The sequence below is a fragment of the Paenalcaligenes niemegkensis genome (assembly GCF_022230885.1).
GTDB lineage: Bacteria > Pseudomonadota > Gammaproteobacteria > Burkholderiales > Burkholderiaceae_B > Paenalcaligenes > Paenalcaligenes niemegkensis.
The window spans coordinates 131935-158693 of sequence record NZ_JAKGCT010000002.1 but is presented as its reverse complement, the minus strand read 5'-3'; the positions used below and the strand labels follow the sequence as shown (position 1 = coordinate 158693).

25 protein-coding genes and 2 pseudogenes are annotated in these 26759 nt (G+C 48.9%); 10 read left to right on the top strand and 17 right to left on the bottom strand.

Features of this window, described 5'->3' with window-relative positions:
• Window positions 1-4: 4 nt before the first annotated feature.
• The 7 genes and pseudogenes from L1889_RS02495 to pta all read right to left on the bottom strand — a co-directional run bounded on the left by L1889_RS02495 (window position 5) and on the right by pta (window position 8042).
• Complete coding sequence (locus L1889_RS02495) at window positions 5-1357, bottom strand: short-chain fatty acid transporter (RefSeq protein WP_308217589.1); 1353 nt, start codon at window positions 1355-1357, stop codon at window positions 5-7.
• 262 nt (window positions 1358-1619) lie between these two features.
• A complete protein-coding gene (locus L1889_RS02490) occupies window positions 1620-2360 on the bottom strand; it encodes an enoyl-CoA hydratase/isomerase family protein (protein ID WP_238663736.1) in 741 nt (246 codons plus the stop codon).
• 14 nt (window positions 2361-2374) lie between these two features.
• Window positions 2375-3564 (bottom strand): annotated as a pseudogene (locus L1889_RS02485) (CaiB/BaiF CoA transferase family protein).
• A gap of 99 nt (window positions 3565-3663) precedes the next feature.
• The gene (locus L1889_RS02480) at window positions 3664-4767 is read right to left on the bottom strand and encodes a Rieske 2Fe-2S domain-containing protein (RefSeq protein ID WP_257793828.1); all 1104 of its coding nucleotides are present in this window, start codon (window positions 4765-4767) and stop codon (window positions 3664-3666) included.
• A 168-nt stretch (window positions 4768-4935) separates the two neighbouring features.
• Complete coding sequence (locus L1889_RS02475; RefSeq protein WP_238663734.1) at window positions 4936-5925, bottom strand: PDR/VanB family oxidoreductase; 990 nt, start codon at window positions 5923-5925, stop codon at window positions 4936-4938.
• Window positions 5926-6309: 384 nt separating this feature from the next.
• Complete coding sequence (locus L1889_RS02470; RefSeq protein ID WP_238663733.1) at window positions 6310-7038, bottom strand: sulfite exporter TauE/SafE family protein; 729 nt, start codon at window positions 7036-7038, stop codon at window positions 6310-6312.
• Window positions 7035-8042 carry a phosphate acetyltransferase gene (gene pta / locus L1889_RS02465; protein ID WP_238663732.1) on the bottom strand — a complete coding sequence of 336 codons (1008 nt, stop codon included), beginning with the start codon at window positions 8040-8042 and terminating at the stop codon, window positions 7035-7037. Before pta ends, L1889_RS02470 begins: the two co-directional genes overlap by 4 nt.
• A gap of 150 nt (window positions 8043-8192) precedes the next feature.
• Here pta and L1889_RS02460 point away from each other — a divergent pair, with 150 nt between their 5' ends.
• Window positions 8193-9002, top strand: a complete 810-nt coding sequence (locus L1889_RS02460) for an IclR family transcriptional regulator (RefSeq protein ID WP_238663731.1) — start codon at window positions 8193-8195, stop codon at window positions 9000-9002.
• Here L1889_RS02460 and L1889_RS02455 read toward each other — a convergent pair.
• Together L1889_RS02455 and L1889_RS02450 are read right to left on the bottom strand one after the other, a co-directional pair.
• The gene (locus L1889_RS02455; protein ID WP_238663730.1) at window positions 8999-10555 is read right to left on the bottom strand and encodes a cobaltochelatase CobT-related protein; all 1557 of its coding nucleotides are present in this window, start codon (window positions 10553-10555) and stop codon (window positions 8999-9001) included. The genes L1889_RS02460 and L1889_RS02455 overlap by 4 nt on opposite strands.
• A 193-nt stretch (window positions 10556-10748) precedes the next feature.
• Window positions 10749-11699, bottom strand: a complete 951-nt coding sequence (locus L1889_RS02450; RefSeq protein WP_238663729.1) for an AAA family ATPase — start codon at window positions 11697-11699, stop codon at window positions 10749-10751.
• A 236-nt stretch (window positions 11700-11935) separates the two neighbouring features.
• Here L1889_RS02450 and xsc point away from each other — a divergent pair, with 236 nt between their 5' ends.
• The 8 genes and pseudogenes from xsc (at window position 11936) to L1889_RS02405 (ending at window position 20535) form a co-directional block, all read left to right on the top strand.
• Window positions 11936-13750: a sulfoacetaldehyde acetyltransferase gene (gene xsc / locus L1889_RS02445; RefSeq protein WP_238663728.1), complete on the top strand. Its 1815-nt coding sequence runs from the start codon at window positions 11936-11938 to the stop codon at window positions 13748-13750.
• A gap of 75 nt (window positions 13751-13825) precedes the next feature.
• Window positions 13826-14635: a thiazole synthase gene (locus L1889_RS02440; RefSeq protein WP_238663727.1), complete on the top strand. Its 810-nt coding sequence runs from the start codon at window positions 13826-13828 to the stop codon at window positions 14633-14635.
• 22 nt (window positions 14636-14657) lie between these two features.
• On the top strand, window positions 14658-15047 hold the full coding sequence (locus L1889_RS02435; RefSeq protein WP_238663726.1) for a nuclear transport factor 2 family protein: 390 nt from the start codon (window positions 14658-14660) through the stop codon (window positions 15045-15047).
• 58 nt (window positions 15048-15105) lie between these two features.
• A complete protein-coding gene (locus L1889_RS02430; RefSeq protein ID WP_238663882.1) occupies window positions 15106-16506 on the top strand; it encodes an NAD(P)/FAD-dependent oxidoreductase in 1401 nt (466 codons plus the stop codon).
• A gap of 80 nt (window positions 16507-16586) precedes the next feature.
• Complete coding sequence (locus L1889_RS02425) at window positions 16587-17582, top strand: TRAP transporter substrate-binding protein (protein ID WP_238663725.1); 996 nt, start codon at window positions 16587-16589, stop codon at window positions 17580-17582.
• Between the two features lie 61 nt (window positions 17583-17643).
• Window positions 17644-18246: a TRAP transporter small permease gene (locus tag L1889_RS02420; protein ID WP_238663724.1), complete on the top strand. Its 603-nt coding sequence runs from the start codon at window positions 17644-17646 to the stop codon at window positions 18244-18246.
• Window positions 18247-18248: 2 nt separating this feature from the next.
• Window positions 18249-19588, top strand: a pseudogene (locus L1889_RS02410) (TRAP transporter large permease).
• A 2-nt stretch (window positions 19589-19590) separates the two neighbouring features.
• Complete coding sequence (locus L1889_RS02405; protein WP_238663721.1) at window positions 19591-20535, top strand: cache domain-containing protein; 945 nt, start codon at window positions 19591-19593, stop codon at window positions 20533-20535.
• Here the strand turns inward: L1889_RS02405 and L1889_RS02400 are convergent.
• The 6 genes from L1889_RS02400 to L1889_RS02375 all read right to left on the bottom strand — a co-directional run bounded on the left by L1889_RS02400 (window position 20435) and on the right by L1889_RS02375 (window position 25007).
• The gene (locus L1889_RS02400; protein ID WP_238663720.1) at window positions 20435-21721 is read right to left on the bottom strand and encodes a GGDEF domain-containing protein; all 1287 of its coding nucleotides are present in this window, start codon (window positions 21719-21721) and stop codon (window positions 20435-20437) included. The two genes, L1889_RS02405 and L1889_RS02400, sit on opposite strands and share 101 nt — an antisense overlap.
• 188 nt (window positions 21722-21909) lie before the next feature.
• Window positions 21910-22569 (bottom strand): glycosyltransferase family 2 protein, encoded by a 660-nt coding sequence (locus tag L1889_RS02395; RefSeq protein WP_238663719.1) that lies wholly within the window; start codon window positions 22567-22569, stop codon window positions 21910-21912.
• Window positions 22566-23147 (bottom strand): class I SAM-dependent DNA methyltransferase, encoded by a 582-nt coding sequence (locus L1889_RS02390; RefSeq protein WP_238663718.1) that lies wholly within the window; start codon window positions 23145-23147, stop codon window positions 22566-22568. The genes L1889_RS02395 and L1889_RS02390 overlap by 4 nt, the downstream gene beginning before the upstream one ends.
• Window positions 23144-23713, bottom strand: a complete 570-nt coding sequence (locus L1889_RS02385) for a PIG-L deacetylase family protein (RefSeq protein ID WP_238663881.1) — start codon at window positions 23711-23713, stop codon at window positions 23144-23146. Before L1889_RS02385 ends, L1889_RS02390 begins: the two co-directional genes overlap by 4 nt.
• The gene (locus L1889_RS02380; protein WP_238663717.1) at window positions 23710-23904 is read right to left on the bottom strand and encodes a hypothetical protein; all 195 of its coding nucleotides are present in this window, start codon (window positions 23902-23904) and stop codon (window positions 23710-23712) included. The genes L1889_RS02385 and L1889_RS02380 overlap by 4 nt, the downstream gene beginning before the upstream one ends.
• Window positions 23892-25007, bottom strand: coding sequence for an acyl-CoA dehydrogenase (locus L1889_RS02375; protein WP_238663716.1), 1116 nt, complete (start codon window positions 25005-25007; stop codon window positions 23892-23894). Before L1889_RS02375 ends, L1889_RS02380 begins: the two co-directional genes overlap by 13 nt.
• 193 nt (window positions 25008-25200) lie before the next feature.
• Between L1889_RS02375 and L1889_RS02370 the strand changes: the two genes are divergently transcribed.
• Window positions 25201-25842, top strand: a complete 642-nt coding sequence (locus L1889_RS02370; RefSeq protein ID WP_238663715.1) for an NnrU family protein — start codon at window positions 25201-25203, stop codon at window positions 25840-25842.
• 75 nt (window positions 25843-25917) lie between these two features.
• Here the strand turns inward: L1889_RS02370 and L1889_RS02365 are convergent, their stop codons facing one another.
• Window positions 25918-26112 (bottom strand): hypothetical protein, encoded by a 195-nt coding sequence (locus L1889_RS02365; protein WP_238663714.1) that lies wholly within the window; start codon window positions 26110-26112, stop codon window positions 25918-25920.
• Between the two features lie 11 nt (window positions 26113-26123).
• Complete coding sequence (locus L1889_RS02360) at window positions 26124-26690, bottom strand: DUF3108 domain-containing protein (protein WP_238663713.1); 567 nt, start codon at window positions 26688-26690, stop codon at window positions 26124-26126.
• Between the last annotated feature and the right edge of the window lie 69 nt (window positions 26691-26759).

Genomic DNA, 26759 nt, shown 5'->3' with positions numbered 1-26759 from the left:
GGGTTTATAAGTACATCGTCAATGCCATCGTCAGACCAAAAATGATCATCCCTACAAACATCACAATGACGGTGTAGCCGAGCACATCTTTAGCTTTTAAACCGGTCAGCCCCAACAAGGGAAGCGCCCAGAAAGGCTGGATCATGTTGGTAACCTGATCCCCGTACTGGTGAGCCATGATCGTCACCCCTACAGGCACATCCAGTGCTCTGCCTGCCTCCAGCAGAATCGGGCCCTGAATCGCCCATTGTCCGCCGGCTGAGGGAACAAACAGATTAACAATGGCAGCGCTGATAAAAGCGAGAAAAGGAAAGGTGTATTGCGTGGACATCATGATCATCCCGTTAGCCAGGACTTCGATTAGCCCTGATAAGCTCATCATGCCAAGAATGCCGGCATAAAAAGGAAATTGCAGGATGATGCCGCTTGCCGATGCCGCTGCCTTTCCCATGGCTTTGACATAGGCTCCGGGCGTTTTATATAAAAACATCCCGGCGATCAAAAATATGAAGTTGATGAAGTTGATATTGAGGTCAAAGCCCCGAGTCGAGAAGAAGTAGACGATATAAATGACTCCCGGCACCACGACCAGAGCCATTAGTATCACGCTGTTCTCAAGGCGCTGAGCAAGGGGAACTTTACCATCGGTATAGCCCAATATCTCAGCGTCATTGCTAACTTCCGCTTCGCTGTCCAGCTCCTCTTTTAAATGAATTTCCTGCACGTTTTCATCTGAAGGGTGCATGGCTTTAATGACAAAAGGCACAACAATAAGATAGACAGCAACAGCGATAAGGTTCCAGGGCTGCAATACTGTGTCGGCAAAAGGTATGCGCCCGATCATATCGAAAAGAAAATGATCATCGGTATTGGATATCAGTGGAGCCGTTGAGGAAAATCCAGCGGAGTGAATGCTCAAGCCCAGATAGCCTGCTGCTGCGGCCAAGGGGAAGTGAAGTTTTATTCCTCTTGATTTCAAGTCTCTGGCCACTGTGATGGCCATAACAGCACCCACAACCAGACCGAGACCCCAGTTGATGAAACCCGCTACCAAGGTAACAGCGGAAATAAGCAGCAGCCCCTGACCGGCATTTTTTGGAGCTTTGGCCATTCTGTTCATACATCGACGGGCCGGTCCTGACTGAGCCAGTACATAGCCTGTAAGCAAAATGAATACCATCTGCATTGAGAAGCCGAGAAAATTCCAGAATCCATCGTACCAATGGAAAATCATGTCAAGTGGGCCGCTGGGTGTTAACCAGATTCCCATAAAATAACAGATAACGCTAAGAATAATAGCGAAAATAAAAGCATCGGGAATAAGGTGAACAGCACACTTTTGCGTGAACTCGCCTATTTTTTTAGCATTTTTGTCTCCTGTGGACGTGTTTTTTTCACGCCTGTTTGGATATTTATTTTTTAATATAAATATAGTTTGATACTAAATAAAATCTATATCGAGTTTTGCTGCCATTTTTTTAAGTAAGCATAAAACCTCCTTTTTATAATATTCAAGGGAATGGTTTAGCTGTTTTTAATTTTTAATAATGGTATTTTTGAATGGCTGTTTTTATTTAATGCGTTCCGGTTTGTTTTTATTTGTCTATGTTTAATAAAATCTACTTTCTGTTATTTGCAATCGATTTTGCTTCCAGCCAGTATTTCTGTACTCGCTGCCTGAAATCAGGCGTCGCAACAGAGGTTGCCAGCAGGCCCATATCTGTTACGCCCTGTTGACGATCAAGCTGAAGGATGCTGGCCATCGTTTCTGGTGATACGCCACTCACTTTTTTACATAGCGCTGAGATCAGTTCTTCTTGCTGCTTCGGGTCGATCAGCGTATGAATAAACCCGCAGGCAATGGCTTCATTGAGTTCCAGTTTCTGCTGTTCCAAAAGGATGGCATACGCTTTCTGACTAATAATGTCGCGCAGGCGATTGGTGCCTAGCAGCACGCCAAACCTGACCCCCGGAAACCGGAAGGTGGCGTCAGAGATGACGACGCGCTTTTTGCATGCGGCGACCAGATCTGCACCGGCACCAGTGACGGCGCCGTGTGCCAATGCCAAAGTGTAAATAGGTGCATAGTGAACTTTTTGTAATAACAGTTCCAGACGCAGAAAACGGTAGGCCAATGTCGCATCGGTTTCAGATTCAATCTCCCTCAGGTCAAAGCCGCCACAGAAGCTATTGCCAGAACCTTTAAAAACGATTAAACGGGCAGGGCTGTTAAAGGCCTCATCAAGAGCCGTAATCAGTGACTCAACCAAGTCGGAATTTAATGCGTTGGCATAACGTGGACGGTCTAAGCTGATACAGACGATAGAGCCGTCAGCAGTGCGAGTTGTTTGTACTAGCATTGGTTTTACCTTTTTTAATTTTCTGAATGCACGACATTGTTTTCTGCCCACTCGGCTACGACTTCTTCATTATGCTCACCCAACCTTGGTGGCCTGTAACGTATTTCAAATTCATAGTCACTGATCTTTATTGGAAAGGCGGTGGTCTGGGTTTTTACTCCGTTTGCTAAACAAAGGTCTTTTACAATACCCATATGTCCTACATGTTCATCAATGACGACGTCGGAGTAATCATTAATGGGGCTGGCAGGAACGCCCCTCCTGTTAAACTCGGTCAACCAATAGGCAGCGGTTTCTTTAGCGAAATAAGCCTCCAGCGTCTCAGCTAACTGCTTTTGGTTCTTTGCTCGGGACGACTGTTCTATATAGTCTGGATGCTCAGCCAGCGAGGCTTGCCCAACGGCCTCACAGACTTCGCGCCACAGTTTGTCAGTTCCGGCTGCGATTACAAAATAGCCATCTTTGGCCTTAAAGGCCTGATAAGGTGCATTACGTGGATGAGCAGAGCCCAGACGTCCCCCGAGGCGCCGGTACCGAAGTACTCGCTGGTCTGCAAAGCCGATACGCCAATCAGACTGCCTAGCATCGAACAATCGATGTAGGCTCCCGTTCCTGTTCTTTGCCGCCGTAAAACAGCCGCCAGAATGCTGTAGGCGGCGTAGAGTCCGGCACTGAAGTCGCCAATAGGTACACCACACTTAACCGGGCCGCTGGCTGCCTCACCGGTCACGCTCATCAATCCGCTCATGGCTTGAACAGTGACGTCGAAGGCGCCGCGACTTGCATAAGGGCCAGTCTGTCCGTAGCCACTAATTGAGCACATGATCAGTCTCGGGTTTAGGGCTCTTAAGGCTTCATAACCTAAATCAAGTCGCGCTAAGACACCTGGCCTATAGTTTTCGATAAGGATATCCGCTGATGCACATAATGTTTTTAATGTTTGTATATCGTCCGGGTCTTTGAGGTTCAAGCTGACGCTGCGTTTATTGCGATTCAGTGATGCAAAGTTTTCGCTATAGGCATCTTGTCCCGTTTCAGTTTTTGTTAATGGCGGCCATTGACGCATACCGTCGCCGTTATTGGGGTTTTCAATTTTGACGACGTCGGCACCCAGGTCGGCCAGAAGCGACCCTGTAAAAGGGCCTGCAGCAATTTGCCCCAATTCAAGCACTCGCAGGCCGTCCAATGGACTTTGATCAGTCATGGTTAAACTCCTCTCTTTACTAGGCAGAAAACACTGGACGATTGGAACGGCACACAGCGGTATGCCGTTCGAGGGTAGGGGAAGCAAGCGGCCTCGTGCTTAGGCAACTGCTTTGTCGAGTGATTCGTGCTGAGCTTCGGGGGCTTTGCGTTCTTCCCGTTGCATGGCCATCATGATTTGCCGCGCACGTCGTAATGCCATGTCTGAAGTCAGAAATAACTCCGAATAACCGTCATCAGGATAGGCGAACATTTTCTGCTGCCGTTCGAGTGCCCATTCGTCCTCTGCAACAACGGCGGGGAACATTTCGGCAATGACTTCCGGTGTGGAGCGGGTGGCATCATTAAGCGGTGTATGGCCTTTTTTACAGGAAATTGCTATGCGCCAGACTAGATTTTCTTTATCGACGGGATAGTGCAAATGCAATAGGGTATAACCGCGTTCTGCCTCGGTGCCGAGTTCTCCGGGTGGGGCGACACGCATGACTACACGGGTAAGCCCGGGCGTCACCATGGCGTGAGTGTGAACCCTATCGATAATTTCATAGTGAAACCATTCACGCAGGAATGGCGGCTGCTGGTAGTTTTGTACCTCTCGAATGGTTTTTACATAGGCAAAACCATCCACTTCGCCTTCTTCCAGTTGCACGGGAATTTCACTGTTAGCTTTATCGCCAATGTTTCCGTCGTGCAGAGGATAGAAATGACTGATATCCAGCAGGTTTTCGATAAGTAGTAAGTAGTTTGAAGGCGACTTAACTATTTGGGGAAGTGGCACCGATGTGAGGTCTTCGTCAACAATTTCCGACGTTCTGGGTGGCTTTACTCCTGTAGCCTTTTCAATGTCACCTGGCCATAGCCATACCATGCCGTCCTGCTCACAGACCGGGATTCCATGTAAACGAGCCTTTTCAGGAATAGGGCGATCAGGCTGGGATGGGATTTCTACGCATTTTCCGGTCGAGTCATACTGCAGACCATGGTAGGCGCACTCGACGTTACCGCTATCGAGCATTTTGCTTTGGGAGATAGGGAAACGCTTGTGACAGCAACGATCGTCAAAGGCCACGACCTCACCTTCTTCGGTTCTCCATACTACAATTGGTTTATCCACTATTTTTAAACCGTTTAGCTTTTTCTTTTCGAATTCTTTTGAAAAGCCAATTGGATACCAACAATTTTTTATATACTCGAATTCTAGCATTAGCTCTCTCCGGTTTTATGTAATGATTTTGTATTTAAATCTATTTTTGAGATTTATATAAAAAGTAATAGAAATATAAAACTCAATTTTTCACAGCTACTGGTTTGAATAATGGATAGATGGTTAAACGAAATTGATTTCGATTTAAATAATTAATATCTGACTTTTTTATAGATCTAATACCAAAGTTTCTCCTTCAGACCTGGCACAGCAAGCCATCAAATAGTTTTTACGCCCAGCGTCATCCAGCACGCTATCCCTGTGTTCTGGAGTGCCTTCTAAGTAACGAGTCATGCAGGTTCCGCAATAGCCTTCCGTACAGGAAACGTCGATGACAATGCCGTTGCGTTTTAGTGTTTCAACAATGGTTTCGTCCGCGCCCACGGTATAGGTTTGACCGCTACGGGCCAGCTGGATTTGAAAGGAGCTGTTTACAGTCGGTCCAGTTGTGGCCGCATCGGCAACAGGTGCATTGAAGCGCTCGTATTGAACGGTGCCTGCAGGCCAGTGTGCGGTGGCACGGTCCATCGCATCCATAAAGCCGGCGGGACCGCAGTAGTAAATATGTTCGCCGGATTTTACGGTTTCAAACAGGAGGTCCAGAGAAGGACAAGTGCCTTCGCTATCGTAATAAATGCTTGCCTTACCGGCCTCGATTACAGGACGCAATTGATCGATAAAAGCGCCACGCTCTGGCGAACGTACGAAATAGTGCAAATGAAAGTCGTCACTACGCCATTGGGCTTCTCGGAGCATTGACATCAAAGGAGTAATTCCTATACCCCCGCCCACAAAATTGTGTTTTTTTGCTTTATTGTTCAGCGGAAAGAAGTTTCTGGGAGACGAAATGAGTAACTCGCTTCCCTCTGTAATTTGATCATGTATATATTGTGATCCACCTCTGCCATTTACCTCACGTAATATAGCAATTACATATCTATTTTTTTCATGAGGATCATTGCATAAAGAGTACTGACGTATTAGGTCTTCCTGTATATGCACGTCAATATGAGATCCTGCACTAAAAGGAGGCAAACCTTCTGCCACAAGCTCATAGCTTTTAATACCATTGGCCAACACCTTAATGGTGCGTACCGATACAGAAAGTAGACCTTTAGCTTGTGCGATGGCGGCTGGTTCCATTGTCACGGTTTCCATGGTTGCTCCTTACGATGCAGTTCTATTTCATATTTTTATTTTTTATATTTGTTTTCAATTGCAGTATAGGGAGCAGAAATTCTAAGCCTCAAGCAATATATTTTAGAGTCGGCCATCAAAATAATTGATATCCAATATAAAACAATGACTTATGCTGAGTTGTCATGGATGCGCAGACTAGAAAGTCAGGGGTTTTCTTGATGAGTGAAGGGGCGAGCAGGAAGCAGGAAGTAGTCGCTCTTTGTTTTTTATGTTTTTGAGCGACGTTGATTTTTTCCGCAACGAAAGGCTGCCAGCACATTGACCCGAGCTAGAGCTGAGGGCCCGCTACCGGTCAGTCTCCGGCTCAGAAAGCGTCTGTCAGGCTTTTTAAACTGCCAGCTATTAGCCCCAAACCGATGAGCACCAAGGTGAGAAAAGTAATACGGCGCATAGTGGTTGCGCTAATGGCAGGGGGTGGCGCTGTGCCCAGAGGGTAACGAGGGCAACACACGGTATGGCCATTGCAGAAATGACCAGGGTGTCTCTGGCGAGTCCAACCGTGATTACTTCATAAAAAGTGCGTGAAAAAGCGGTACAGGCAAACATCAACAGCAACATGTTCCGTATCACAGGAATTTCCATGGGCTGCCTGTACATAAGGAAAATGATCGGAGGGCCGGGCATCCCGAACAAACCTCCGCATAAGCCTGAAATAAAGCCGACCATAAAAAAGGTTCTCAGGCTTGATTCTGCTGAACGTTGCTTGGGCCGCAATGCAAAACTGATACCGCTATACACGATAACGGCCCCCAGTAAAAACTCCAGAATACTCGTGGCCTGACTATTAAGAAAATTTAGTAGCACTACCCCAATAATGCTGGATGGCACGATCCCCAACAAGGTTGTATTTGCAATACGCCAGTCTATGTGATGAAGATGCCGAGGCAGGGCCACGGCGCTATTGACCAAACTGATCAGGCTAACCACTGTTGCAATAAACGGTACGCTGGTTAGTTCCATACCACTACTGATACCGATCACGATCATGGCCAGACCGAAACCCGTGACCGTCTGAAAGTAGGTACCTATTGCAATAACGGCAATCAATAAGGCAATTGTGCTAAAGCTCATGAACGGTGCCTGGTCTGAGCCTGCAATGAGGTGATGGCAATAACGTAAAAAACATCTTCTGTGCTGCAACCTCTGGACAGATCATTAGCGGGTTTATCAAGGCCTTGCAGTAACGGACCAATGGCTGTGACGCCACCGAGCCGTTCGGCTATTTTATAGCCAATATTGCCAGCTTCCAGGTTGGGGAAGATAAATACATTTGCCAGCCCATTAACGGCTGAGTTCTTCAGTTTCCTGGCTGCAATCTCAGGAATGATCGCAGCATCAAACTGTACGTCTTCGTCAATTGCCAAGGTGGGAATGGCCGCTTTGACTCGTTGTGCAGCACGCACTACCTTGGTTACAGCAGGGTGTGTTGCGCTGTTCGAGGTGGAAAAGCTGAGCATGGCAACGCGAGGCTCCGTCTGTAATAGCAAGCGTGCGCTTTGCACGGCCGCTATAGCAATGGCAGCAAGCTCTTCTTCCGAGGGGTCGACAACCAGGCCGCAGTCGCTGAATATAATGCCTTTTTGTATAGGATGATGTTCTTTATTCAGGAGCATGAGAAAAAAGCTGGACACCAAGGTAACGCCGGGCGCTTTTCCTATGAGCTGTAACGCAGATCGTACTACATCGGCCGTGCTATAGACGGCACCAGCAACAGAGCCGTCGGCATATTCGCAATGAACCAGCATGGTAGCGAAGCATAGGGGATCATTAAGAGCTGCCTGGGCTTTTTCTTCGTTCATGCCTTTTGAAGCTCGTCTCTTTACTAAAGCTCTGGCTAGCTCTGGCCTTTTTTCAGATAGCGCCGGGTCTTCAATACTGAGATCATGTATATCTAATTGCAGGCGCCTGGCGGTTTCCTGGATGCGGGACGTGTCGCCCACCAGAATCATTTTGGCGATACCTTGCTGATTTGCCAGATGAGCGGCAGCCAGAATACGGGCATCGTCAGCCTCACAGACTACAATACGCGCAGGAGATTTTTTAACCAGGTCAATCAGTTGATCAAGTAGTTGCATGAACCACATCCTAATATGTCTCGTTTATCGATATTTATAGTTTCGTTTATTGTTATTTATCCAATTTAACGATAATTTATCTCTTGGTCAATGATTTGACACGTTTTTTGGTATCATTGATTTTAAATAATGGATTTATTGGTGGCGTAAATGAATGAGAAACAGAGTTTGGCCGACGATGGACTGATCAAGATTGCGGGTGACACCCCCACCATGCGGCTTTTTAGTCTTTTGGAATTAATAGCTACGCAAGACAAGCAGTTTTCCTTGCAGGATCTGGTCGACAGTACCGATCTTCCTAAGCCGACCGTACACAGAATGCTGCAGCAGCTTGAAAGTTCAGATATGTTGATCCGCGACACAGACGGACGTCATTACTGTGTCGGAGGGCGGTTACGCCGTTTAGCCGAGGACTTGCTGTTTAACGATACAAAATATGGCGCACGCCATGCGGTATTACGCGCTCTTGGCAATGAGCTAGGAGAAAGCTGCAACCTCACAGCCCTGTCAGGAAACGAGGTTCTGTATTTGGATCGTGTCGAAACTGAGGCTCCTTTGCGTTTTTATTTACGCCCTGGCTCTAAGGTTCCCGTTCATTGCTCAGCAAGCGGCAAAGTTCTGTTAGCGCAGATGCCTCCTGCCCAGCGCAGGCGGTTATTGGAAAACGTGTCGTTTGAAATTTACACCAAAAACACGATTCAAACGCTTGAGGAGCTCGAGCTTGAGTTAGAAAAAGTGCGTGAGCAAGGCTATGCGTTTGATAACGAAGAATTCCTGCCTGGCCTGTTCTGTGTTGCCGTTCTCGTTCCCCGAACAACGGCAGGGCGTTCGAACATGGCGGTGGCAACACAGGCTCCTATTATGCGGATGACAGCCGATAAGGCACTTGCTGCCTTACCTGCCTTGCGCAGGGCGGCGCAGGCTCTGACTAAAATCGAATCGCAGCTTAATACAAATTAGCGCCGACGAACATGAAGGCTCTTGATGAAGTCATTAATAAAGTGGTTATCCAGTCCTTTATGTAAATCCGCTAGAAGTGAGTGCGGGTATAGCAGGCTCAAATCAAGGTTAATGCCGACGCCCCATATTTCTATGCCCTGTCTCTCGTATTGCAATAAAACCTGTTGCAAGTGAGACGTCAGGTAATTGTCATCGTTAGCCAGGTTTGTAGCGCTATCCATAGGGCTACCGTCGGAAATCACATATAGCAGCTTGCGTTGGGTGGGTTGCTCAAGCAGGCGGTGGCATGCCCATTGCACTGCTTCGCCATCAACGCCTTCTCGGTAAAGGTCCAGCTTCAGCAGAGCCATTATCGATTGGCTGGCCTGCCTCCAGGGTGTATGCGCATCCTTGAAAATGCGATGGTCTGTTTCGTTGAGCCGTCCGGGATGAGACTGTCGGCCTTTATTCACCCAGCGACGATAGGGACGTCCTCCATTCCAGGCGTGCGTGGAAAAGCCCAGTACCTCCGTAGTGGCTCCGCTGTGTTCAAGTGCCCGGCTTAACAAATCCACCATCATCGTTACGGTCTCCGCACTTTCCTTCATTGAGCCCGAGCAATCAATAAGAAAAGAAACACTGCTTTGGTTGATGTGCTGTGGTGTGGGGTAAGTAAATAGATGCCTGTCCATGGGGGAACTGATAAGTTGACTAAGGCGGCTACCATCGATCAGACCTTCCTCTTGATTTCCTATCCACTGCTCTGTCACCGAATTGTTGAGCGCCTGTCTTATACGATGCACAAGCAAGTTGAAGCTTAAATTCTGTGCCGCAATACGCTTATTGATTTGTTCGCGAAAGGAAATCAGCAATTCAGGACGAACTTGTTCCGCGATATGGCTCTGCGTGTCGAACTGAGTGTCAAAAATCTGATAGCGCTGATGTAAGGCTTCAAAGGTTTTGCTGAACTCCGACTGGGCTGCAGTAATCGTGCCTTCCTGTCCTGTATCCAGATCCAGGAGCAATGCGAAGGCATCCAGGGCCTTGTCGTCATCGTCAGGCTGAGTGTCGCGTTGTTCTTCTGCAGCATGCGTGATGCTTTCGCTAAGAAGCTCTGCGAGCTCGGCTGCGTAAGGCGCATAGCGGCGCTGCTCAGTGCGATGGCGGCGCAGAGCCGCCACCAGATGGCCGAGCTGAGTGCCAATGGATGCGCGTGTCCCTTCAATCAGATCTTCGGTCTCTTCATATACCGGCATACCGTTCAATCGGCTCCAGCACATTTGCACGGCTGTATACAGCAAAATGCCCAGCGCCGAATGGGTGTGGCCCGCTTGATGAAAGCCGGCTGACCAATGGTAAAACCGTCGATGCAGGTTTGCTTTAACACCTGGCAAGAAAGCAGGGGCAAGCGACTCTGTGCGCAGGCTTTCCAGCCAGTCGAAAACAAGACGGGCTATAGGCTGTTCAGGCAAAAGGGCCTGGTGCAATACGGCGTCGCTGTATAGCAGTCGCAAAGCCAGGCTGTCAGCGACTCCACGCAAGAACTCCAGCTTTTCTTCTTCATGTAAGCGCAAGTGTGGAGCGTAATTGGCAAGAGACTGGTTAGCCCTGAAAAATGCTGCTGACGTATGTGCACACTACGGTCGTTTGCCAAAGCCCGCGTTACTGATGCGCTGAGCTCTCGCAATAATCGCTGCTTGCGTAATAAATCTGAAGGTTCAGACATTTCTCACCTTAGTAGTAAAGTGCCAGTTGCCCGAGGGAGGCTTAGAGCGCAAGTTCTTCGTTAAAGCAGCGCTGGTAAAGTTCCGCGACGATCATGTGCTCAGACTCGTCGCATTTGTTCAGGAAAGAGACAACGAAAGCACGTTGCCTGTTTTTGAATATGGTGCAGTTTTCCGCCCAGGTGATGACAGTGCGTGGGGACATAAGCGTTGAAATGTCACCTGCAGCAAAGGCATTGCGCGTCAGGTTGGCCAACGCTACCATCGCCGCGATATCTTGGCGGCCTTGCCCGGTGTCTTTGGACGGAACCCGGCCCAGCACGATGGAAAGCTCCTGTGCTGGCTCCATGTAGTTAAGATTTGCCACGATATTCCAGCGATCCATCTGGGCGTGATTGAGGTGATGGGTGCCGCGGTAGAGTCCAGTACTGTCGCCCAGCCCCACTGTATTGGACGTGGCGAAAAGACGGAAGTAGGGATGAGGGGTCAGCACCCTGTTCTGGTCGAGCATTGTAAACCGCCCGTCCTGTTCCAGAATTTGCTGGATGACAAACATTACGTCAGGACGACCAGCATCATACTCATCAAAAATCAGAGCGATTGGCCGCTGCAGAGCCCAAGGGATTACACCCTCCTGGAAAGCAGTGACTTGCAAGCCATCTTTAAGCCGGATCGTATCTTTACCAACAAGGTCAAGTCGACTGATGTGGCCATCCAGGTTCACCCTCATGCATGGCCAATTCAGTCTGGCAGCGACTTGTTCTATGTGGGTGGATTTCCCCGTTCCGTGTCGTCCCTGAACCAGCACCCGCCGATTATTGTTGAAACCAGCCAACAGCGAAAGCGTGACGTCAGGGTCAAATTTATAGGCGTGGTCAATTTTGGGCACATAGTCAGTCGGCTCTGCAAAGGCCAGAGTTTCATGGCTGCTGTCAAAGCCGAAGGTTTCTTTAATTGAAACTTTACGTTCTGGAATTATGAGGTTATTCTCCATTTCCGGCTCCTAAATATGTTTTTCATGAGGATTTTTATAGGGGTTTACCTTGATTCTTTGGTTTTGAGTTAGGGTTAATCATATATTATTCATGAAAACGACACAAATCATATCGTTTTTTGTGTTAATTTAGTGCAAAGGCTGATTTTATCTCGAAAAGACTGTTGGAAAGTCTTGAAAAGATGGTTTTAGCAAGTGTGGCATGTATGCCAGTTCATATTTGGAGAATTAAGTCGATGAGCCAGGTAGCAGATAATCGCAAGGTTGTAACGGGGTTAACCACCATGACGCCCTCTGAGGCGTTTGTAGAGACGATGGTAGCCAATGGCGTTACCGATATCTTTGGCATTATGGGATCGGCATTTATGGATGCCATGGACATTTTTGCTCCTGCTGGCATTCGGCTGATCCCGGTTGTGCATGAGCAGGGCGCAGCGCATATGGCTGATGGCTATGCCCGCGTTTCGGGCCGCCACGGTATGGTTATTGGTCAAAACGGTCCGGGTATCAGCAACTGCGTGACAGGAATTGCGGCTGCCTACTGGGCTCATAGCCCAGTTGTGATTATCACGCCTGAGGCAGGTACCAACACGATAGGCTTGGGCGGCTTTCAAGAGTGCCAGCAACTCCCCATGTTCCAGGAGTTCACCAAGTATCAGGGGCATGTCACTAATCCGGCTCGTATGGCCGAATACACGGCGCGTTGTTTTGATCGTGCAATGAGTGAAATGGGACCCACTCAACTAAATATTCCACGTGATTATTTCTACGGCGAAATTACATGTGAAATCCCCGAACCACAAAAACTGGATCGTGGTCATGGTGGTGAGCGATCGCTAAATGAAGCAGTCGAACTGCTTCGTCATGCCAAGTTTCCTGTCATTATTTCAGGGGGCGGTGTGGTTATGGGGGATGCCGTGCAGGAATGCATTGAACTCGCCGAGCGCCTGGGCGCCCCGGTCGTGAACAGCTACCAGCATAACGATTCCTTTCCGGCAAGCCACCCCCAATGGTGCGGTCCTTTAGGCTATCAGGGCTCGAAGGCCGGAATGAAACTCATTGCCCAGGCTGATGTTGTTATTGCTTTGGGATCGCGCTTAGGCCCTTTTGGTACGTTGCCGCAATATGGTATGGATTACTGGCCTACGAAGGCCAAGATTATCCAGATCGATGCTGATAATAAAGCCCTGGGGCTGGTGAAGAAAATTTCTGTGGGTATTTGCGGTGATGCTAAGGCAGTGGCAGTAGAACTGAGCAAACGTTTGGCCGCAGAAGATCTCGCATGCGACGCTACAAAAGACGCGCGAGCCAAAACCATTGCTGATGAAAAGGCGGCGTGGGAAGAAGAACTGAATAACTGGACGCACGAAAAAGATGCATACAGTCTGGATGTGATTGCAGAAAACGCCAAAGAGAAAACCTTTAATGGCGGCGAGTATTTGCATCCTCGTCAGGTATTGCGTGAGCTGGAAAAAGCGATGCCTGAAGATGTGATGGTTTCCACAGATATTGGAAATATCAACTCGGTTGCTCACAGCTACCTGCGTTTTGAAAAGCCGCGGAGTTTCTTTGCTCCGATGAGCTTCGGTAACTGCGGCTATGCACTACCCACTATTATCGGGGCCAAAGCGGCTGCTCCTGGGCGTCCGGCGATTGCCTATGCGGGTGATGGGGCGTGGGCAATGAGCATGATGGAAATTATGACGGCTGTTCGTCATGACATTCCAGTGACGGCCATTGTGTTCCACAACCGCCAGTGGGGCGCGGAGAAGAAAAACCAGGTGGAGTTTTACAACCGTCGTTTTGTAGCAGGTGAGCTGGAAAGTCCATCTTTTGCTGACATCGCCAAATCCATGGGTGCTGAAGGCATTGTGGTGGATCGGCTTGAGGATGTGGGTCCGGCATTGAAACGTGCGGTCGATATGCAAATGAATGAAGGCAAAACTTGCGTGATTGAAATCATGTGCACACGCGAACTGGGCGACCCTTTCCGTCGCGATGCCTTGCGCAAACCCGTGCGTACGCTCGACAAGTATAAAGACTACGTTTAAACAACCTGGTCGAAGCATCAATCAGGGTGTGGTGGGGCGTGCCCCACCACAAGGCGAGCTAGAGGTAGTAGCAAAATGACAGCAGATTCTTTTACGTTAGCAGGTAAGACATATCAGTCCCGATTGCTTGTAGGTACCGGCAAGTACAAGGACTTTGAACAAACTCGTGCCGCCATTATCGAGAGCGGGGCAGAGATTGTCACCGTAGCGATTCGCCGCACCAATATCGGACAATCGCCAGATGAGGCTAGCTTGCTGGATTACGTCTCACCCAAGGAGTTTACGTATTTACCCAATACAGCCGGATGCTTTAGCGCCGTCGATGCTGTGCGCACATCCAGACTTGCCCGCGAGTTACTGGATGGACATGCGCTAGTCAAGCTGGAAATTTTTGGTAGTCCCACTAACTTGTATCCCAATATGCCTGAAACCTTGATCGCCGCTAAAGAGCTGGTGGCCGATGGCTTCGATGTCATGGTGTATTGTGCTGATGACCCTGTACAGGCACGGATGCTGGAAGACATCGGATGCATTGCTGTGATGCCTCTGGCCTCAATTATTGGCTCTGGCATGGGAGTTCTGAACCCCTGGAATGTACGGCTTATCGTCGATCAGATCTCTGTACCCGTATTGCTGGATGCAGGGGTAGGAACGGCTTCAGATGCAACGATTGCAATGGAGCTTGGGTGCGAGGCAGTATTAATGAATTCTGCTTTGGCCTACGCTGACGATCCTGTCCGGATGGCCCGGGCAATGCGCAGGGCGGTGCAGGCGGGGCGTGATGCCTACTTAGCCGGCCGCATGGCAAAAAAACACTATTTAGCCGAAGCTTCTTCGCCTACTGCCGGACTCATACACACCGAGTCGGCTCCGGCAGCACATTAAGATTTATTCAGAGGACATAATAATGAGCGATAGCAAACTGACAATTCTTAAGGCCTATACCCAAGCCTGGAATGACCATGATATTGACATCATCATGAGCATGATGGCAGATCAGTGCACTTTCTTTACGATAGCTGGGCCGGACGTCATGGGCACTGAACACACTGGTCGCGAGAAGGTACGCACCGCTTTTGAGGCTGCCTGGCAAAACTTCCCCGACGCGGCCTGGCTAGACGGCGAGTTTTATGTACTCAATGAAAATCAGGCGATGTCTACTTCGCGTTTCGAAGGAACAGACTTGAATGGCGCGAGGCATGAAGCGCAAATGGTTGATCTGTTTACTTTTGAGGGTGACAAAATTTCGGTAAAGAACGCTTTTCGTAAAAATCGCCCTGCTGTTAGTGGGAGCTGATGTCATGACGATAGCAGTAGAAGCAGCAGCCAGTCCTATTGAAGACACGTCAGACAAGATGGCAACGCCTGCTCAGCGTACTTATGATCCTGCCTATGATCCGCTCGTCGCTAAAAACCCGGGTATGGGAACTGACTATGCACCTACCTACTGGTTGGGAACGGCGGGCGAACCGCCTGCTGACGATGGCCCGATCACCCACGACATTGAAGTGGATGTAGCCATTATCGGTTCCGGCTTTACAGGCTTGACCACTGCTATTTATCTTGCCCAGGAACATGGCATTAAAGCGACTGTGCTTGAGGCCAATCGTACCGCTTGGGGCTGCAGTACGCGAAATGGAGGCCAGGCGCAATGTGCTTCCGGACGTTTGAAGCGTTCACAATGGATACAGCGCTGGGGTGTTGATGTAGCGCTGAAGATGCATCGCGAATGCGTGGAGGGCATGGAAAACTTTAAGGAACTTATTAAAGATATAGCTTGCGAACCGCAACCCGGAGGTCATCTATACATTGCTCATCGCAAGAGTGTCATGCCGGCCCTCGAGAAAGAGGCAGAGCTACTGCGCAACACCTTTGGCTATAACGCACGGATTCTGGATGCCGGGACGGTACGTAATGAATGGGTTAATGACCATGAGGCGCAGGGGGCAATGCATGAGCCTGAGGGAATCGGCATTCATGCTGGGAAACTGGCTTTTGGCTATCTGAAAAAAGCACGTGCACTAGGTGCAACAGTACATCCATCAAGTCCGGTACAAGGGTGGGAAACCCGCAATGGCTACCACTATTTGCGTACCCCCAGCGGCGTTGTCAAGGCGAAGTCGGTGGGTGTCGCCACGGGCGGCTACACCTCAAATGGGTTGCATAAAGAGTTTAGAAATCGATTGCTTCCTATTTTGTCCAATTCGGTGGTTACCCGGCCACTGACTGCCGATGAAATTCAGGCGTGTAAGTTCTATACCCATCAGGTGCTCACCGATACTCGCATATTGCGCAACTATTACCGCTTGCTACCCGATAATCGCCTGCAGATAGGAAGTCGAAGCGCTATCACGGGCAAGCATGCACCTGAAAAGAAATACGAGGATTTTCTTCGTATGGCATTACATCGAAAATTTCCTGAACTCACAGGTATCCAGCTGGATTATTCCTGGTGGGGGTGGGTTGATGTCAGCCATGACATGATGCCGCGCATTGTTCAGCCAGATCCTGCGCAACGTATTTTTTATGCCATGGGCTACGGTGGCAACGGTGTGATGTATTCGGCTCAGGCAGGAAAACGGATGGCTCAGTGGATTGCAGGCCAGGGGCAAGAGCTGGACCTGCCCATTTTCAAAGATCGTTTGCCTCATCCTAATGTTAAAGAGATGGTAGAGTCCGAAGCTTTCGCACCATTCAGACGCTTTGGTCAACGGTTCCTCTATCGTTGGTATCACTTGAAAGACGAGGTGCTGTAAAGCAGACAGGCATCAGTTTGTTGTCGTCTGGTATTTGTTAGGTCAATAACTAAACCTCTTAAAGAGGGTGGAGACTAGAAATGAAACTTAAAACCTTACTCAAGGGTTCCGTGGTGTTGGCAGCCAGTTTATTTGTTGCGGGGGTGGTAAGCGCAACCACATTTAAAGTCGCAATTGGCGATGCCGCTGGCGGCACGCAGCATGAACTGGGCAAAGCGTTCGCAGCGAGTCTGAACAAGAAAACAGACGGTAACGTGAAAGTAGACTTGTTTCCCAACAGCCAGCTAGGTGATGAGCAGGACACGGTAAATGACGCCGCAATGGGCTTGTTGGACTTTTCTATTTTAGCGATCAACAACGTCACGCCTTTTTCGCCCAGCGTGGCGGTGCTGACACTTCCTTATGTGATTCAAAGTGCAGAAGAAGCCAAGCAACTGACGCTGGGAGAAGTGGGTAAAGAGCTAACCGAAAATACGATACGTGATGCAGGCGTACGAATTGTCGGCTGGTCATACTCGGGTTTTCGTGTGCTGACAAATTCCAAGCGTCCCGTAAAGACATTGGCCGACTTAAAGGGCTTGGTGATTCGCGTGCCCAGAAATGAGCTGATGATTGCGACCTATAACTCTTGGGGTCTTAATCCGAGTCCTTTGGCGTGGACTGAAACATTTACGGCGCTGCAACAGCAAGTAGCGGATGGGCAAGACAACCCTTACATCACTATTTCCGCGATGAAATTTGAGGAGGTGCAGAAATACGTCACCAATATTCGTTATTTATTTTCTTTAGAGCCACTTGTTGTTAGCGAGTCGATTTTTCAACAGCAAACGCCAGAGTTACAGCAAGCCATTCTCGATGCGGGCATGGAGGCAACTGAGCACAGCTACGCCTATTTGGCGGAGACTGAAAATCGAATTAAAGATGAGTTAGTGGCTGCTGGAATGGAAATCAGTGACCCTGCAGACGATGAGAAAGAGTGGATAGAAGCCGCAACTGCCAAAGTCTGGCCTGCGTTCTACGATGCTATTGGTGGTAAAGAAAGGCTGGATAAAATCTTGGCTTCTTTAGGCCGTTAATCTTTCAACACCTGTTTTCCTCTGTCTGACTCTTGCCCGAGGCAGGAGTCAGAGAGGAGATATGACGCTCGTCTGGCAAATGTTTGCGGAGGCCTCTATGTCAATCAAAAAGGTGTTGTTGCACCTGCTTAATCATATTGAAGAGTATGTATGTGGTTTGCTACTTAGCTCCTTTGTTATTTTGTTATTTGCACAAATTATAGTGCGGCAATTTTTCTCCTATTCAATTCCTTGGGGAGATGAAGTTGCTACCTATATGTTTGTGTGGTTCGCCTATTTAGGAGCCGTAGTTGCAGCGAAGATGTCTGCTCATAATCGGGTTACTTTTCAGTTTGGTTTTTTTCCGCCTATTGTAAAAAAAGTCTCAGAAACATTTGCTGATCTTGTTTGGGTGATCTTTAACCTTTATTTTTCTTGGTTAAGTTACGATTTTGTTTTTAATCGTATGAATTTGTTTTGGAAATCTCAGACTACAGGCATTCCAATGAAATACTTTTTTATGGTTTTGCCTATTTCATTTTTTCTCATGTCATTGAGAATCTTATGGAATAACTATCTGATTTGGTTTAAATCCGTTGAAATTATTGATCCTGAAAGTCTGGAGCTGGAAAAAATAAAAAAAACAACCAAAATAATAAAAACCAGTATGGCTAAAGGAGCATAAAAATGGAACAGCAAATAGTCGGTCTGTTATTTGGCGGTTTTATTATATTGCTCTTGATCGGAGCGCCTATTACGGTGTCACTTGCTGGTGCCGCCATGGCTGCTTTTCTGGTGTTAGGCAAGAACCCAATTTCTTTTGTACAAATTGCCTTTACGTCGGTGGGAAGTTTTCCACTGATGGCGCTACCAGCCTTTATTTTGGCAGGTGCTCTTATGGAGGCAGCAGGGATCTCCAGGCGACTGGTAGATATTGCTGAAAGCCTGGCAGGTCCTATCACGGGGGAATGGGTGCAGCGACGATTCTGGCTTGCCTGTTTTTTAGCGCAATATCAGGTTCTGGTCCAGCGACAACGGCGGCGGTCGGAATGCTGATGATTCCGGCAATGACTAAGCGTAATTATGATCTTAGTTATGCGTCGGCAGTGACTGCATCGGCGGGTGGGCTAGGGATCATTACACCACCCTCAATTCCCTTGGTTATCTTTGGGATATCTGCTCTAGGGCTAAGACCGCCGCCCGAAGCGATCAGCATGCATGGGCCATTTTCCTCGGTTTCCATATCGAAGCTGTTTATTGCAGGCGTCATTCCCGGGTGTATTGTGGCCGGAAGCCTACTGGTAATGAACTATATTATTTCCAAGAAAAAGAATTACAAAGGTATGGAAGACGGGTGGAATAAAAGCCTGGTCTGGGTATCAGTGCGTCGTGGGTTTTGGTCAATTCTGGCACCAGTACTGATTTTAGGCGGTATTTATGCTGGATTTTTTACGCCTACCGAGTCGGCCGTGGTAGCTATTTTCTATACTCTATTTATAGGCATATTTGTACATAGAGAATTAAACTTCAAGAAAATCTTCTTTTCTTTGAGAACGACCACTTGGCTTTCTGGACGAGTACTGCTAATTCTATTCGCTGCTACTGTCTTTGGCCGTTTGCTGGTCGAGCAACGCATACCAGCGATGCTGGCAGAATCAATCATTAGCTGGACGGATAATATTTACATTATCTGGACAATTCTGATTTTATTCCTTTTGTTCGTCGGCATGTTCATGGAAACTCTAGCTGCCATTATGATTCTGGTGCCCGTTCTGTTACCTATAACTTATATGCTGGGCATAGATCCAACGCATGTAGGTATTGTAGTTATTTGTACCTTATCCGTTGGTTTCATTACACCGCCTTTGGGAGAAAATATATTTGTTGCGTCGGGAATCGGTGGAGCAACGGTTGAGCAAATTGTGATGAAATCGTTGCCGTTTGTATTGATCTTGGTATCGGCAATTTTCATCATCGCATTTTTCCCAGGCTTAGCATTGTGGCTGCCTGAGTTAATGGGATATTAATTATGCAAAATACAAGAAAAAATACGCGCAGATTGTATTCCGGCTTATTGGCGCGTGGCTTGGTTTTCGGTCTATTGAGTTCCGCTCTTTTGGCCGGCGGGGTTTCTGCTGGCGAAAGTCAAGCCAGGAACCAGCAAAGAGACACTGTTCTCAGTGACACTTTGGCAATAGAGAAGCGCGTACATAGCTTGCTTGATACCGCGGTAGAGCATATACAGAAAAACGGAATCACTGGGGTCAACGATTTCAATAGCGATCCCGGCTTTACTGACAATGAGTTGTATTTGTTTAGTCTGAGTCGCGGCGGTGTGCTGTTATCAAGCGGAGGGTGGTCAGCGGCATTGATTGGGCAAAATGTTTTGGATCTGACTGATGAAGAAGGTCATCCATTTTTCAAGCAGATGCTGGATAGTGCAAAAACGGCGAACGAGGGAAAGGTAGAGTATCTTTGGTTTAATCCAGCCGACGCAGGGGCGGACTCCAAGATTAGCTATTTTCGTGTGGTTGATAATATAGTCATTGCAGCAGGGTATTTTCCTGGATTCTCAACTGAGGAAAGTGCAAAGGACCTGCTGGACGTCGCGGTCAGTGAGTACTTTAAAAATCCGGTGTTGGCTTTACGCAAGTTCCGCAATAAGCAAAGCGGCTTTAGAAATCCTGACCAATACGTCTTTGTTCTGGATAAGGCCGAGCGAACTGTGCTCTGGACGCCTGTGACTCCAAGCTTAAATGACCAGCCGCTGGACCATGTCACCGATATTCAGGGCAAGCCTTTTTTGGCCGAAATACTCGATACAGCCAGTCCGAATAATATTCAGCAAATCGATTATCAATGGTTTAGCCCCGTTACAAAGCGCGTAGAGTCACGACGAGCTTTTTACCAGCAAGTTGGCGACAGTGTGCTTGCTGTCGGCACATTTGTTTTATCCGGCACCAATGGCTCTTAGCAATAAGGTGCCTTAAAAAACCTGACGGGTACTCAATCAAGGCAGGATTAGGGGAAGCACTGACCACGCGGTTTCTCCCTTCAGCCTTGACCTGGTAGAGCAGCCTGTCAGCGCTTAGCAGGGCGTCAGCGATAGGGGTCGCACTGTTAAATGTGGCAGCGCCCAGACTAATGGTGCATTTGAGGTCTATTTGGTCTTCAAGGAAAATAAACTCCTCGAAGTTTTTGCGCAGTCGCTCAGCCACCCTGTGGCCATCTTCCAGCGAGGTATCCGGCAAGAAAATAGCGAACTCTTCGCCTCCGATACGACCTGAAACGTCACCCGGTCTTATGCTTTTTTTAATTACGGCTGCGGTTTCAATCAGGACGGCATCGCCGATGGCATGTCCATAGCTATCGTTAACCGCCTTGAAACGATCAATATCGGCGGCAAGAATAGTGTAGTAATCGACACTGCTTGTCATACGCGCAGCGGTGTCGAAAAACCCTCGTCGGTTACGCAGGCCGGTCAAAGAGTCAGTCTCGCTTAAAACCCTGTGGGTAATAATGCGTTTTTGCATGATCGTCAGAATCAGGGAAAGGCCAAAGGCAATCGCAAAAACATAGATGGATAGTTGGGTGATCAGCCAGTAACTACTTGAGTCAAAGCCATAGCTGTGAGCCGGACGTGTGAGTGCTAGCAAGGTGCGTGGCGTATTGCTTAACGCCAACAGCAGAAATGATAAATAAAGCACTTTTTCGGAAGAACGGCCTTTGAGCAAATGACGAGCCAGGACCGAGCCATGAAGAAGAATCATAGTGACAGCAGCATGTAGCAGATAAAAGCGCAGCTGGGTATTATCGTCAAACAGTACAAAATAGAGTCGGCTTACCAGCATCAGGCTGACAACCACGATCGGAAACCAATAAGGGTAGGGGCGCCCTGATAGCGCAATTAACCCATGAGTAAGCAGAATCACAGCCACCATGTACAGGGGCCCGGTGAGCATTACATTGATTGCCTGTATGGATGGAATACCGGTTATCTGCAAAGTTACTGCTACGCTGTAGGCCAGATAGGCAACGCCAAGATAAAGCATATAACGGGGACGGCTTATATCGCTGTACCAGATGAGCAGGAGGGCGCTGCCCAGTAGCGCAACAACCAAGGGGTGGCTTAATGCCAGCCAGATCTCAGCGTTAGGCATGAGCGCTAATCTCCAGTGCGCTGACGCATCGGCTTGCCGTGCCAAATAGTGTTTTTTGCAATTATTTTGTTACTCGCCTGCTTAAAGAACCTTAGAGCTTAACCTTAAAAGACTATTGGACATTGTTGTGTTTTGTTAAGTCTAAAAGACACATACTTAGGCGTGTTTTTTCCGTTTGCCTCAGAGTCTTAGCGATAAGCCCGGCGAAGCGTAGTGGCAAAGCCGCCTTCTATTCGAGAAAAGGGTCGGGCGCTGGTGGTCACGCGAGGCAGGGCTGTCCAGGCAATAGAGGCGCCAGAATGTACGAGCTTATCGACCAGGGCCTGGTCTTCGCTGCATGCCAAAGCTTCAAAGCCTCCTATCTGCTCATAGACCGTAGCGTCTATGCCCAGATTAGCGCCATGCACGTGTCGATGGCCGTCCGCGTCTGTGTATTGAGCCAGAAATGAATTGCGTGCCAGTTCGGCTTGATCGCCATGGCAGGACCAGTCACTGACCTCTACGGTGCCGCATACCACCTGGGCACGCAGGGAGAGCTGGTGGAAAAGCCAGGCTTCGGAGACCACCGTATCCGCATCCGTAAACGCCAGCCATCGCGCTCCGGCCTGAATCAGGTACCGGGCGCCTGCAGCACGCGCCAATCCTACGTTGTGATAGGCAACGCTAAGGTTAATTACCGGCCAGGCTTGTGTATACAGTGCTGTACCATCTGTGCAGGCGTCATGAACCACAACAGTAAGCACCGTTTCTTTGGCAAGTGCTTCGCAGTTAGCCGCCTTCATGACAGAGGCGAGGCATAGGTTGATATAGCGCTCTTCGTTATGGGCAGGAATACATATGCCGATCATGCTTCACCTCGTTCGAGTTTTCTCCAGATATCCAGCCTGAAGCTGGCATCGCCATGTGAAACAAGATGATGTAAGCCGGGAAGCTCATCAACCCTATTGTGCATTTTTTCGGTATTCTGGCGGCGGTCATGAAATTGCTCAGTGTAGTGGCACATCAGCCAGTCTCCACCAGGTATCAGCGTTTGCAGACAGCGAGCCAGAAGTTTGTCGAGCTCCAAATCGCAAAAGTAGTAGAAGAGTTCGGAGGCTACAATCAGATCAGCCTGTTCAGTGAGTTCAGGCCAGGACGATGGAATGTGCATCATCTGTACATTCGCATTTGATATATGATCGCTGGCCAGGCGTTCGAGACACTGGCCTACTGCTGTTTCTGACGTATCCACCGCACAGACAGCATTACATCTGCTTGCCAGGAGCGTGGTGATGTCGCCTGTGCCACAGCCCAGTTCGAGCGCATAGCGATAACGCTCTCGGGGCAGACAGGCCATCAGCAACGAGCGTTTACGCCGCTCATACCAAGCCGTTTTCACTGACCACGGGTCGGGGGTCTGCCTGTAAAGGGTTTCAAAATCGGTCATCGTAATAGCACCTCGTAAGGACGTAGCAGTCTGGCCAATGCATAGTCCGGCAAAATAGCCGGTTTACCGGTTTCATGATCAGGTTGCAATTGACTCTGAAATGCCTGTATCGCCTTATATTTGACGCGTTGTTCTTCGGGGGTGAGCATAATGGCGACTGCACGATGCAAGGGGAAGTTGCCCATATATGGGTCGGCCCAGTGCCACCCCCATATCGGAATCTCCAGGAAACGGCATTGTCTCAGATCGGCTGCTCGCCGGCTGGCCCGTGAGACGGCTTCATGATCCGGATGCCCATCCAGATCCCAGGGGGCGAATACGATATCGCCCGGATTGAACGAGGCAGCCAATATAGAACCTAGTTCGTCTTCATACCGTGTGACGGCTCCATCCGGAATAGCCAATCGAGTGCGGCGGTATGCAGAACAGAGCATTGCCAAGGCCTGTTCACTCTCCTTTGTTCGCACCTTGGCCAGCACTTCTTTTGTCCAGCTTGGCGATTCCGCATGACTGGCTTCACCATCTGTGACTGCCCAGATGTAGACCGCACACCCCGATCGGCTTATTTGCTGGATGATTCCCGCACATCCCAGTACTTCGTCATCTGGGTGGGGGCGACGATATGAGCGGTGCTACCGCCGCCGACCACGCCAAGCAGGTCCTGCTGTCGCAGGGAGTTTTGTCCGAACCAGTTTTGCCAGTGCTGTTCAGAAGTTCCGCTGCCTTGAATCATTCGCGGCGGGGTTAGAGAGTCCATAGCCTTTCTTCCTCTAAGTGCAGAAGTCTGTGCCCATGAGCCGCCTGGTCGCGCTCGGCATGGCTTTGACGGATGAATACAGGAAGATCGGCTAGCTGCTGCGCCAAATGGCGATCTTTGCACATGGGACCCGCGCCTAGTGCTCTGGGCGTACGGTAAAGCACAGTTTCTGCGGCCGACTCTACCGCCAATCGCGTTCGTCTGACGACCAGTTCGCATGAGTCTTCGGGGTTTTTGTCTATTTCGGCTGCAGCGGCTCTAAGAAGGCAGGCTGCTTGAGAAAGGACGACATCCATTGCGCCCAGGTGAGCCGTGGCATGCTCGTTTTTGGACTGCTGCTTAAGGCGCTGATGGACATGCGAAGCAATGGATTGGGCTGCCCCGTACCAGCATGCGGCAATGCCAGCTGCGCCGTGATGAAATCCGGGTCTGGCTACATAACTGCCGGAAGTACCGACAACTGTCCCGATTGCTGCATTGAACTCAACGTCCACGCTGGCGGTAGCCGCCATACCCACTGCGTTCCACCCATCGTTGGTCACCCTGATTTCAGCCTGACTCATGTCGGCGGCTACCAGGCAGGGCTTGTTGTTAGTATCCCATGCACTCAGCAGGGCACGGTCGACTAGAGATGCGCCAGAACACCAGGCTTTTGTCCCATCGATCTGTACCATGGAGCCTGGTAGGGCAGGCGCAGAAATATGAACTTTTCGATTAGGGGGCTCAGCGCACCACACAGCCCAAATATCCTTGTCAGAGACCAGATGAGAATGACCCAGTTCACGCAGTATCGCCAAAGCGTCAGCGTGACTTTCATAGAATTTAGCGCAGCTGAGGTCGTATCCCGCAATATTAGCCAGGGCGCGCCAACGCTCTAGTGTGAATCCGGAACCCGGTAAGGGCAGGGGGGCGAGATCAATCAGTTGAAGCAGCAGGGTACGGGGACAACGAGCTTCCTCTTGCTGGATTGCTTTAGATAACAAAGCAGCAGACTCGTAGCAGAACGATGTGGACTGTGGGGCGTTCACGTGCATGGCCTCCCGATACTTTAATTTATTATCGCTGCGTATTTGGCGAGGGAGGCGTCGTTGAGATTCAACCATGGTGCGCCTTCAGTCTTAGAGCATATCTCCATGTTTAGACGCCGGAATTCGTTGTTACTATTGCACGGCAGGCCTGTTTGATCAAGGTCGGGGACTCACAGAAGAGTGTCCAATAGCAACTAAAGACTTCCTGTCCGCTTACAGTATGCAAGGCTTTCGACGATGGTCTTGCATCTGCAATGTGTTAAATTATGTGATCAGCGTACACATCTCAGGACTCAACTCTTTATCAAGCCCCTTTTTAAAGGAGGGCCTCATTATGGCCATTTTGATTTTCGGTCTCATTGTGTTTTTGGGGGTTCATTCGGTTCAGATTGCCATTCCAGGCATTCGTGCGCGGACGATCAAAAAAGGTGGGGGTGTCGGGGCATGGATGTGGCCTTATACTGGGCTTGCGATAATTGGACTCTTTTTGATTATCCTTGGTTACAGTCTGGCAAGGCATGAAGCCCCGGCTCTTTATTATCCCTCGACGACCATGCGGCATTTGGCGCTCCTAGTCATGCTTCCGGTGTTTCCTCTACTGCTGGCCACCTATATTAAAGGGCGGATTAAACAGCTGTTAGGCCATCCGATGCTTATAGCTACTATCCTTTGGGCGGTTGCCCATTTGCTGGCGAACGGTAGCCTCGCAGATCTTCTTTTGTTTGGAAGCTTTCTGGTGTGGGCTGTGCTGGACTGGCAGTCGCTTCTTAAGCGCGAGGGAACCACGACCTCAAAAAATGCGGTGCAGTGGTCCCGCACTGATGCAGCCGCCATTATGGGTGGCTTGTTGGTGTATGGGGTTTTTATTTCAGGACTTCATATGTGGCTGTTTGGTGTGTCGCCACTGTGAAAATAGTTGAGTTCGACACGAAATATTGATTCACCTGGTTTCCCATTGTCGGGAAGCTCCGTATGGTGACTACTTTTAATCGCCTAAAAGTTGGTAATCCATGGTTTTTAGAGTGGCGACTATTTTCATCAGCCGGCTTTCCTGATGTTCAATTTTGACCAATAGATAGTCGAGACTTGGGGCCACATAAAGTCGTGTTTGACGGCTTTTGTTTTCGCGTTCGCGCTCCACTACCAATGCCTCAAACTGGCCTAAACCGGTTTCAATCATTTCTGTACCTACTACTTTATAGCTGTGGGTTCTTTTTTTCCCTTATGTATTAGTGGGTAGGTAAATTCTGTCTGTCCCGCCATCAGGTCACAACGCGCTTCAAAAAAGAAACTGAGCGGGTCATATAAGGGAGAGTCTAAGTCGAAGATTTTTTGCTCACCTTCGCTGCTGTATTCGGCTTTTTTATGATCCCGGTCAAACGTCAATGTCTGGATGGTCTCATTTTTTAAGGGGCGCTTATTGGTGGAAATATATGAAATGGGGTGTACCTGGCATTGATCCATTTCAAAGGTGGCTTTTTGGCCGGAGGATAATAACCAGTGATCCAGCTCAAAATTAACCTCATATCGATTATGAGCTTGTTGAATCATTAAGCGGCTTTCGCCCTGAGTTGACTGGTTATTGTACTCTACGGAGAAGCTGGCATCGACATAGTCGATGTTTTGAGCTTGTACAGCATCAAAGCAGAATAATGCTGCACATAGCAAAGCATACTTCTTCAAAAATAGCTTTCGCGAACGTTGTTGACGCTGATTAAGAAAAGGTACGGTTATCAGGGAACGTAGCTGGTAAGTCATCGCGTTAAAACCTTGTTTTTTCCAAGAAAAGTGAATTCTGCACAATAAATAATAAGATAATTGTCGTAC

What these genes read in the sequence shown, in the direction of transcription:
- xsc (WP_238663728.1), top strand. Translation starts at nt 11,936, where the DNA reads ATGAGCCAGGTAGCAGATAATCGCAAGGTTGTAACGGGGTTAACCACC.
- L1889_RS02390 (WP_238663718.1), bottom strand. Translation starts at nt 23,147, where the DNA reads ATGACCGATTTTGAAACCCTTTACAGGCAGACCCCCGACCCGTGGTCA.
- L1889_RS02380 (WP_238663717.1), bottom strand. Translation starts at nt 23,904, where the DNA reads ATGGACTCTCTAACCCCGCCGCGAATGATTCAAGGCAGCGGAACTTCT.
- L1889_RS02405 (WP_238663721.1), top strand. Translation starts at nt 19,591, where the DNA reads ATGCAAAATACAAGAAAAAATACGCGCAGATTGTATTCCGGCTTATTG.
- L1889_RS02450 (WP_238663729.1), bottom strand. Translation starts at nt 11,699, where the DNA reads ATGGAGAATAACCTCATAATTCCAGAACGTAAAGTTTCAATTAAAGAA.
- L1889_RS02475 (WP_238663734.1), bottom strand. Translation starts at nt 5,925, where the DNA reads ATGGAAACCGTGACAATGGAACCAGCCGCCATCGCACAAGCTAAAGGT.
- L1889_RS02425 (WP_238663725.1), top strand. Translation starts at nt 16,587, where the DNA reads ATGAAACTTAAAACCTTACTCAAGGGTTCCGTGGTGTTGGCAGCCAGT.
- L1889_RS02420 (WP_238663724.1), top strand. Translation starts at nt 17,644, where the DNA reads ATGACGCTCGTCTGGCAAATGTTTGCGGAGGCCTCTATGTCAATCAAA.
- pta (WP_238663732.1), bottom strand. Translation starts at nt 8,042, where the DNA reads ATGCAACTACTTGATCAACTGATTGACCTGGTTAAAAAATCTCCTGCG.
- L1889_RS02430 (WP_238663882.1), top strand. Translation starts at nt 15,106, where the DNA reads ATGGCAACGCCTGCTCAGCGTACTTATGATCCTGCCTATGATCCGCTC.
- L1889_RS02435 (WP_238663726.1), top strand. Translation starts at nt 14,658, where the DNA reads ATGAGCGATAGCAAACTGACAATTCTTAAGGCCTATACCCAAGCCTGG.
- L1889_RS02480 (WP_257793828.1), bottom strand. Translation starts at nt 4,767, where the DNA reads ATGCTAGAATTCGAGTATATAAAAAATTGTTGGTATCCAATTGGCTTT.
- L1889_RS02460 (WP_238663731.1), top strand. Translation starts at nt 8,193, where the DNA reads ATGAATGAGAAACAGAGTTTGGCCGACGATGGACTGATCAAGATTGCG.
- L1889_RS02400 (WP_238663720.1), bottom strand. Translation starts at nt 21,721, where the DNA reads ATGCCTAACGCTGAGATCTGGCTGGCATTAAGCCACCCCTTGGTTGTT.
- L1889_RS02360 (WP_238663713.1), bottom strand. Translation starts at nt 26,690, where the DNA reads ATGACTTACCAGCTACGTTCCCTGATAACCGTACCTTTTCTTAATCAG.
- L1889_RS02470 (WP_238663733.1), bottom strand. Translation starts at nt 7,038, where the DNA reads ATGAGCTTTAGCACAATTGCCTTATTGATTGCCGTTATTGCAATAGGT.
- L1889_RS02490 (WP_238663736.1), bottom strand. Translation starts at nt 2,360, where the DNA reads ATGCTAGTACAAACAACTCGCACTGCTGACGGCTCTATCGTCTGTATC.
- L1889_RS02365 (WP_238663714.1), bottom strand. Translation starts at nt 26,112, where the DNA reads ATGATTGAAACCGGTTTAGGCCAGTTTGAGGCATTGGTAGTGGAGCGC.
- L1889_RS02395 (WP_238663719.1), bottom strand. Translation starts at nt 22,569, where the DNA reads ATGATCGGCATATGTATTCCTGCCCATAACGAAGAGCGCTATATCAAC.
- L1889_RS02440 (WP_238663727.1), top strand. Translation starts at nt 13,826, where the DNA reads ATGACAGCAGATTCTTTTACGTTAGCAGGTAAGACATATCAGTCCCGA.
- L1889_RS02375 (WP_238663716.1), bottom strand. Translation starts at nt 25,007, where the DNA reads ATGGTTGAATCTCAACGACGCCTCCCTCGCCAAATACGCAGCGATAAT.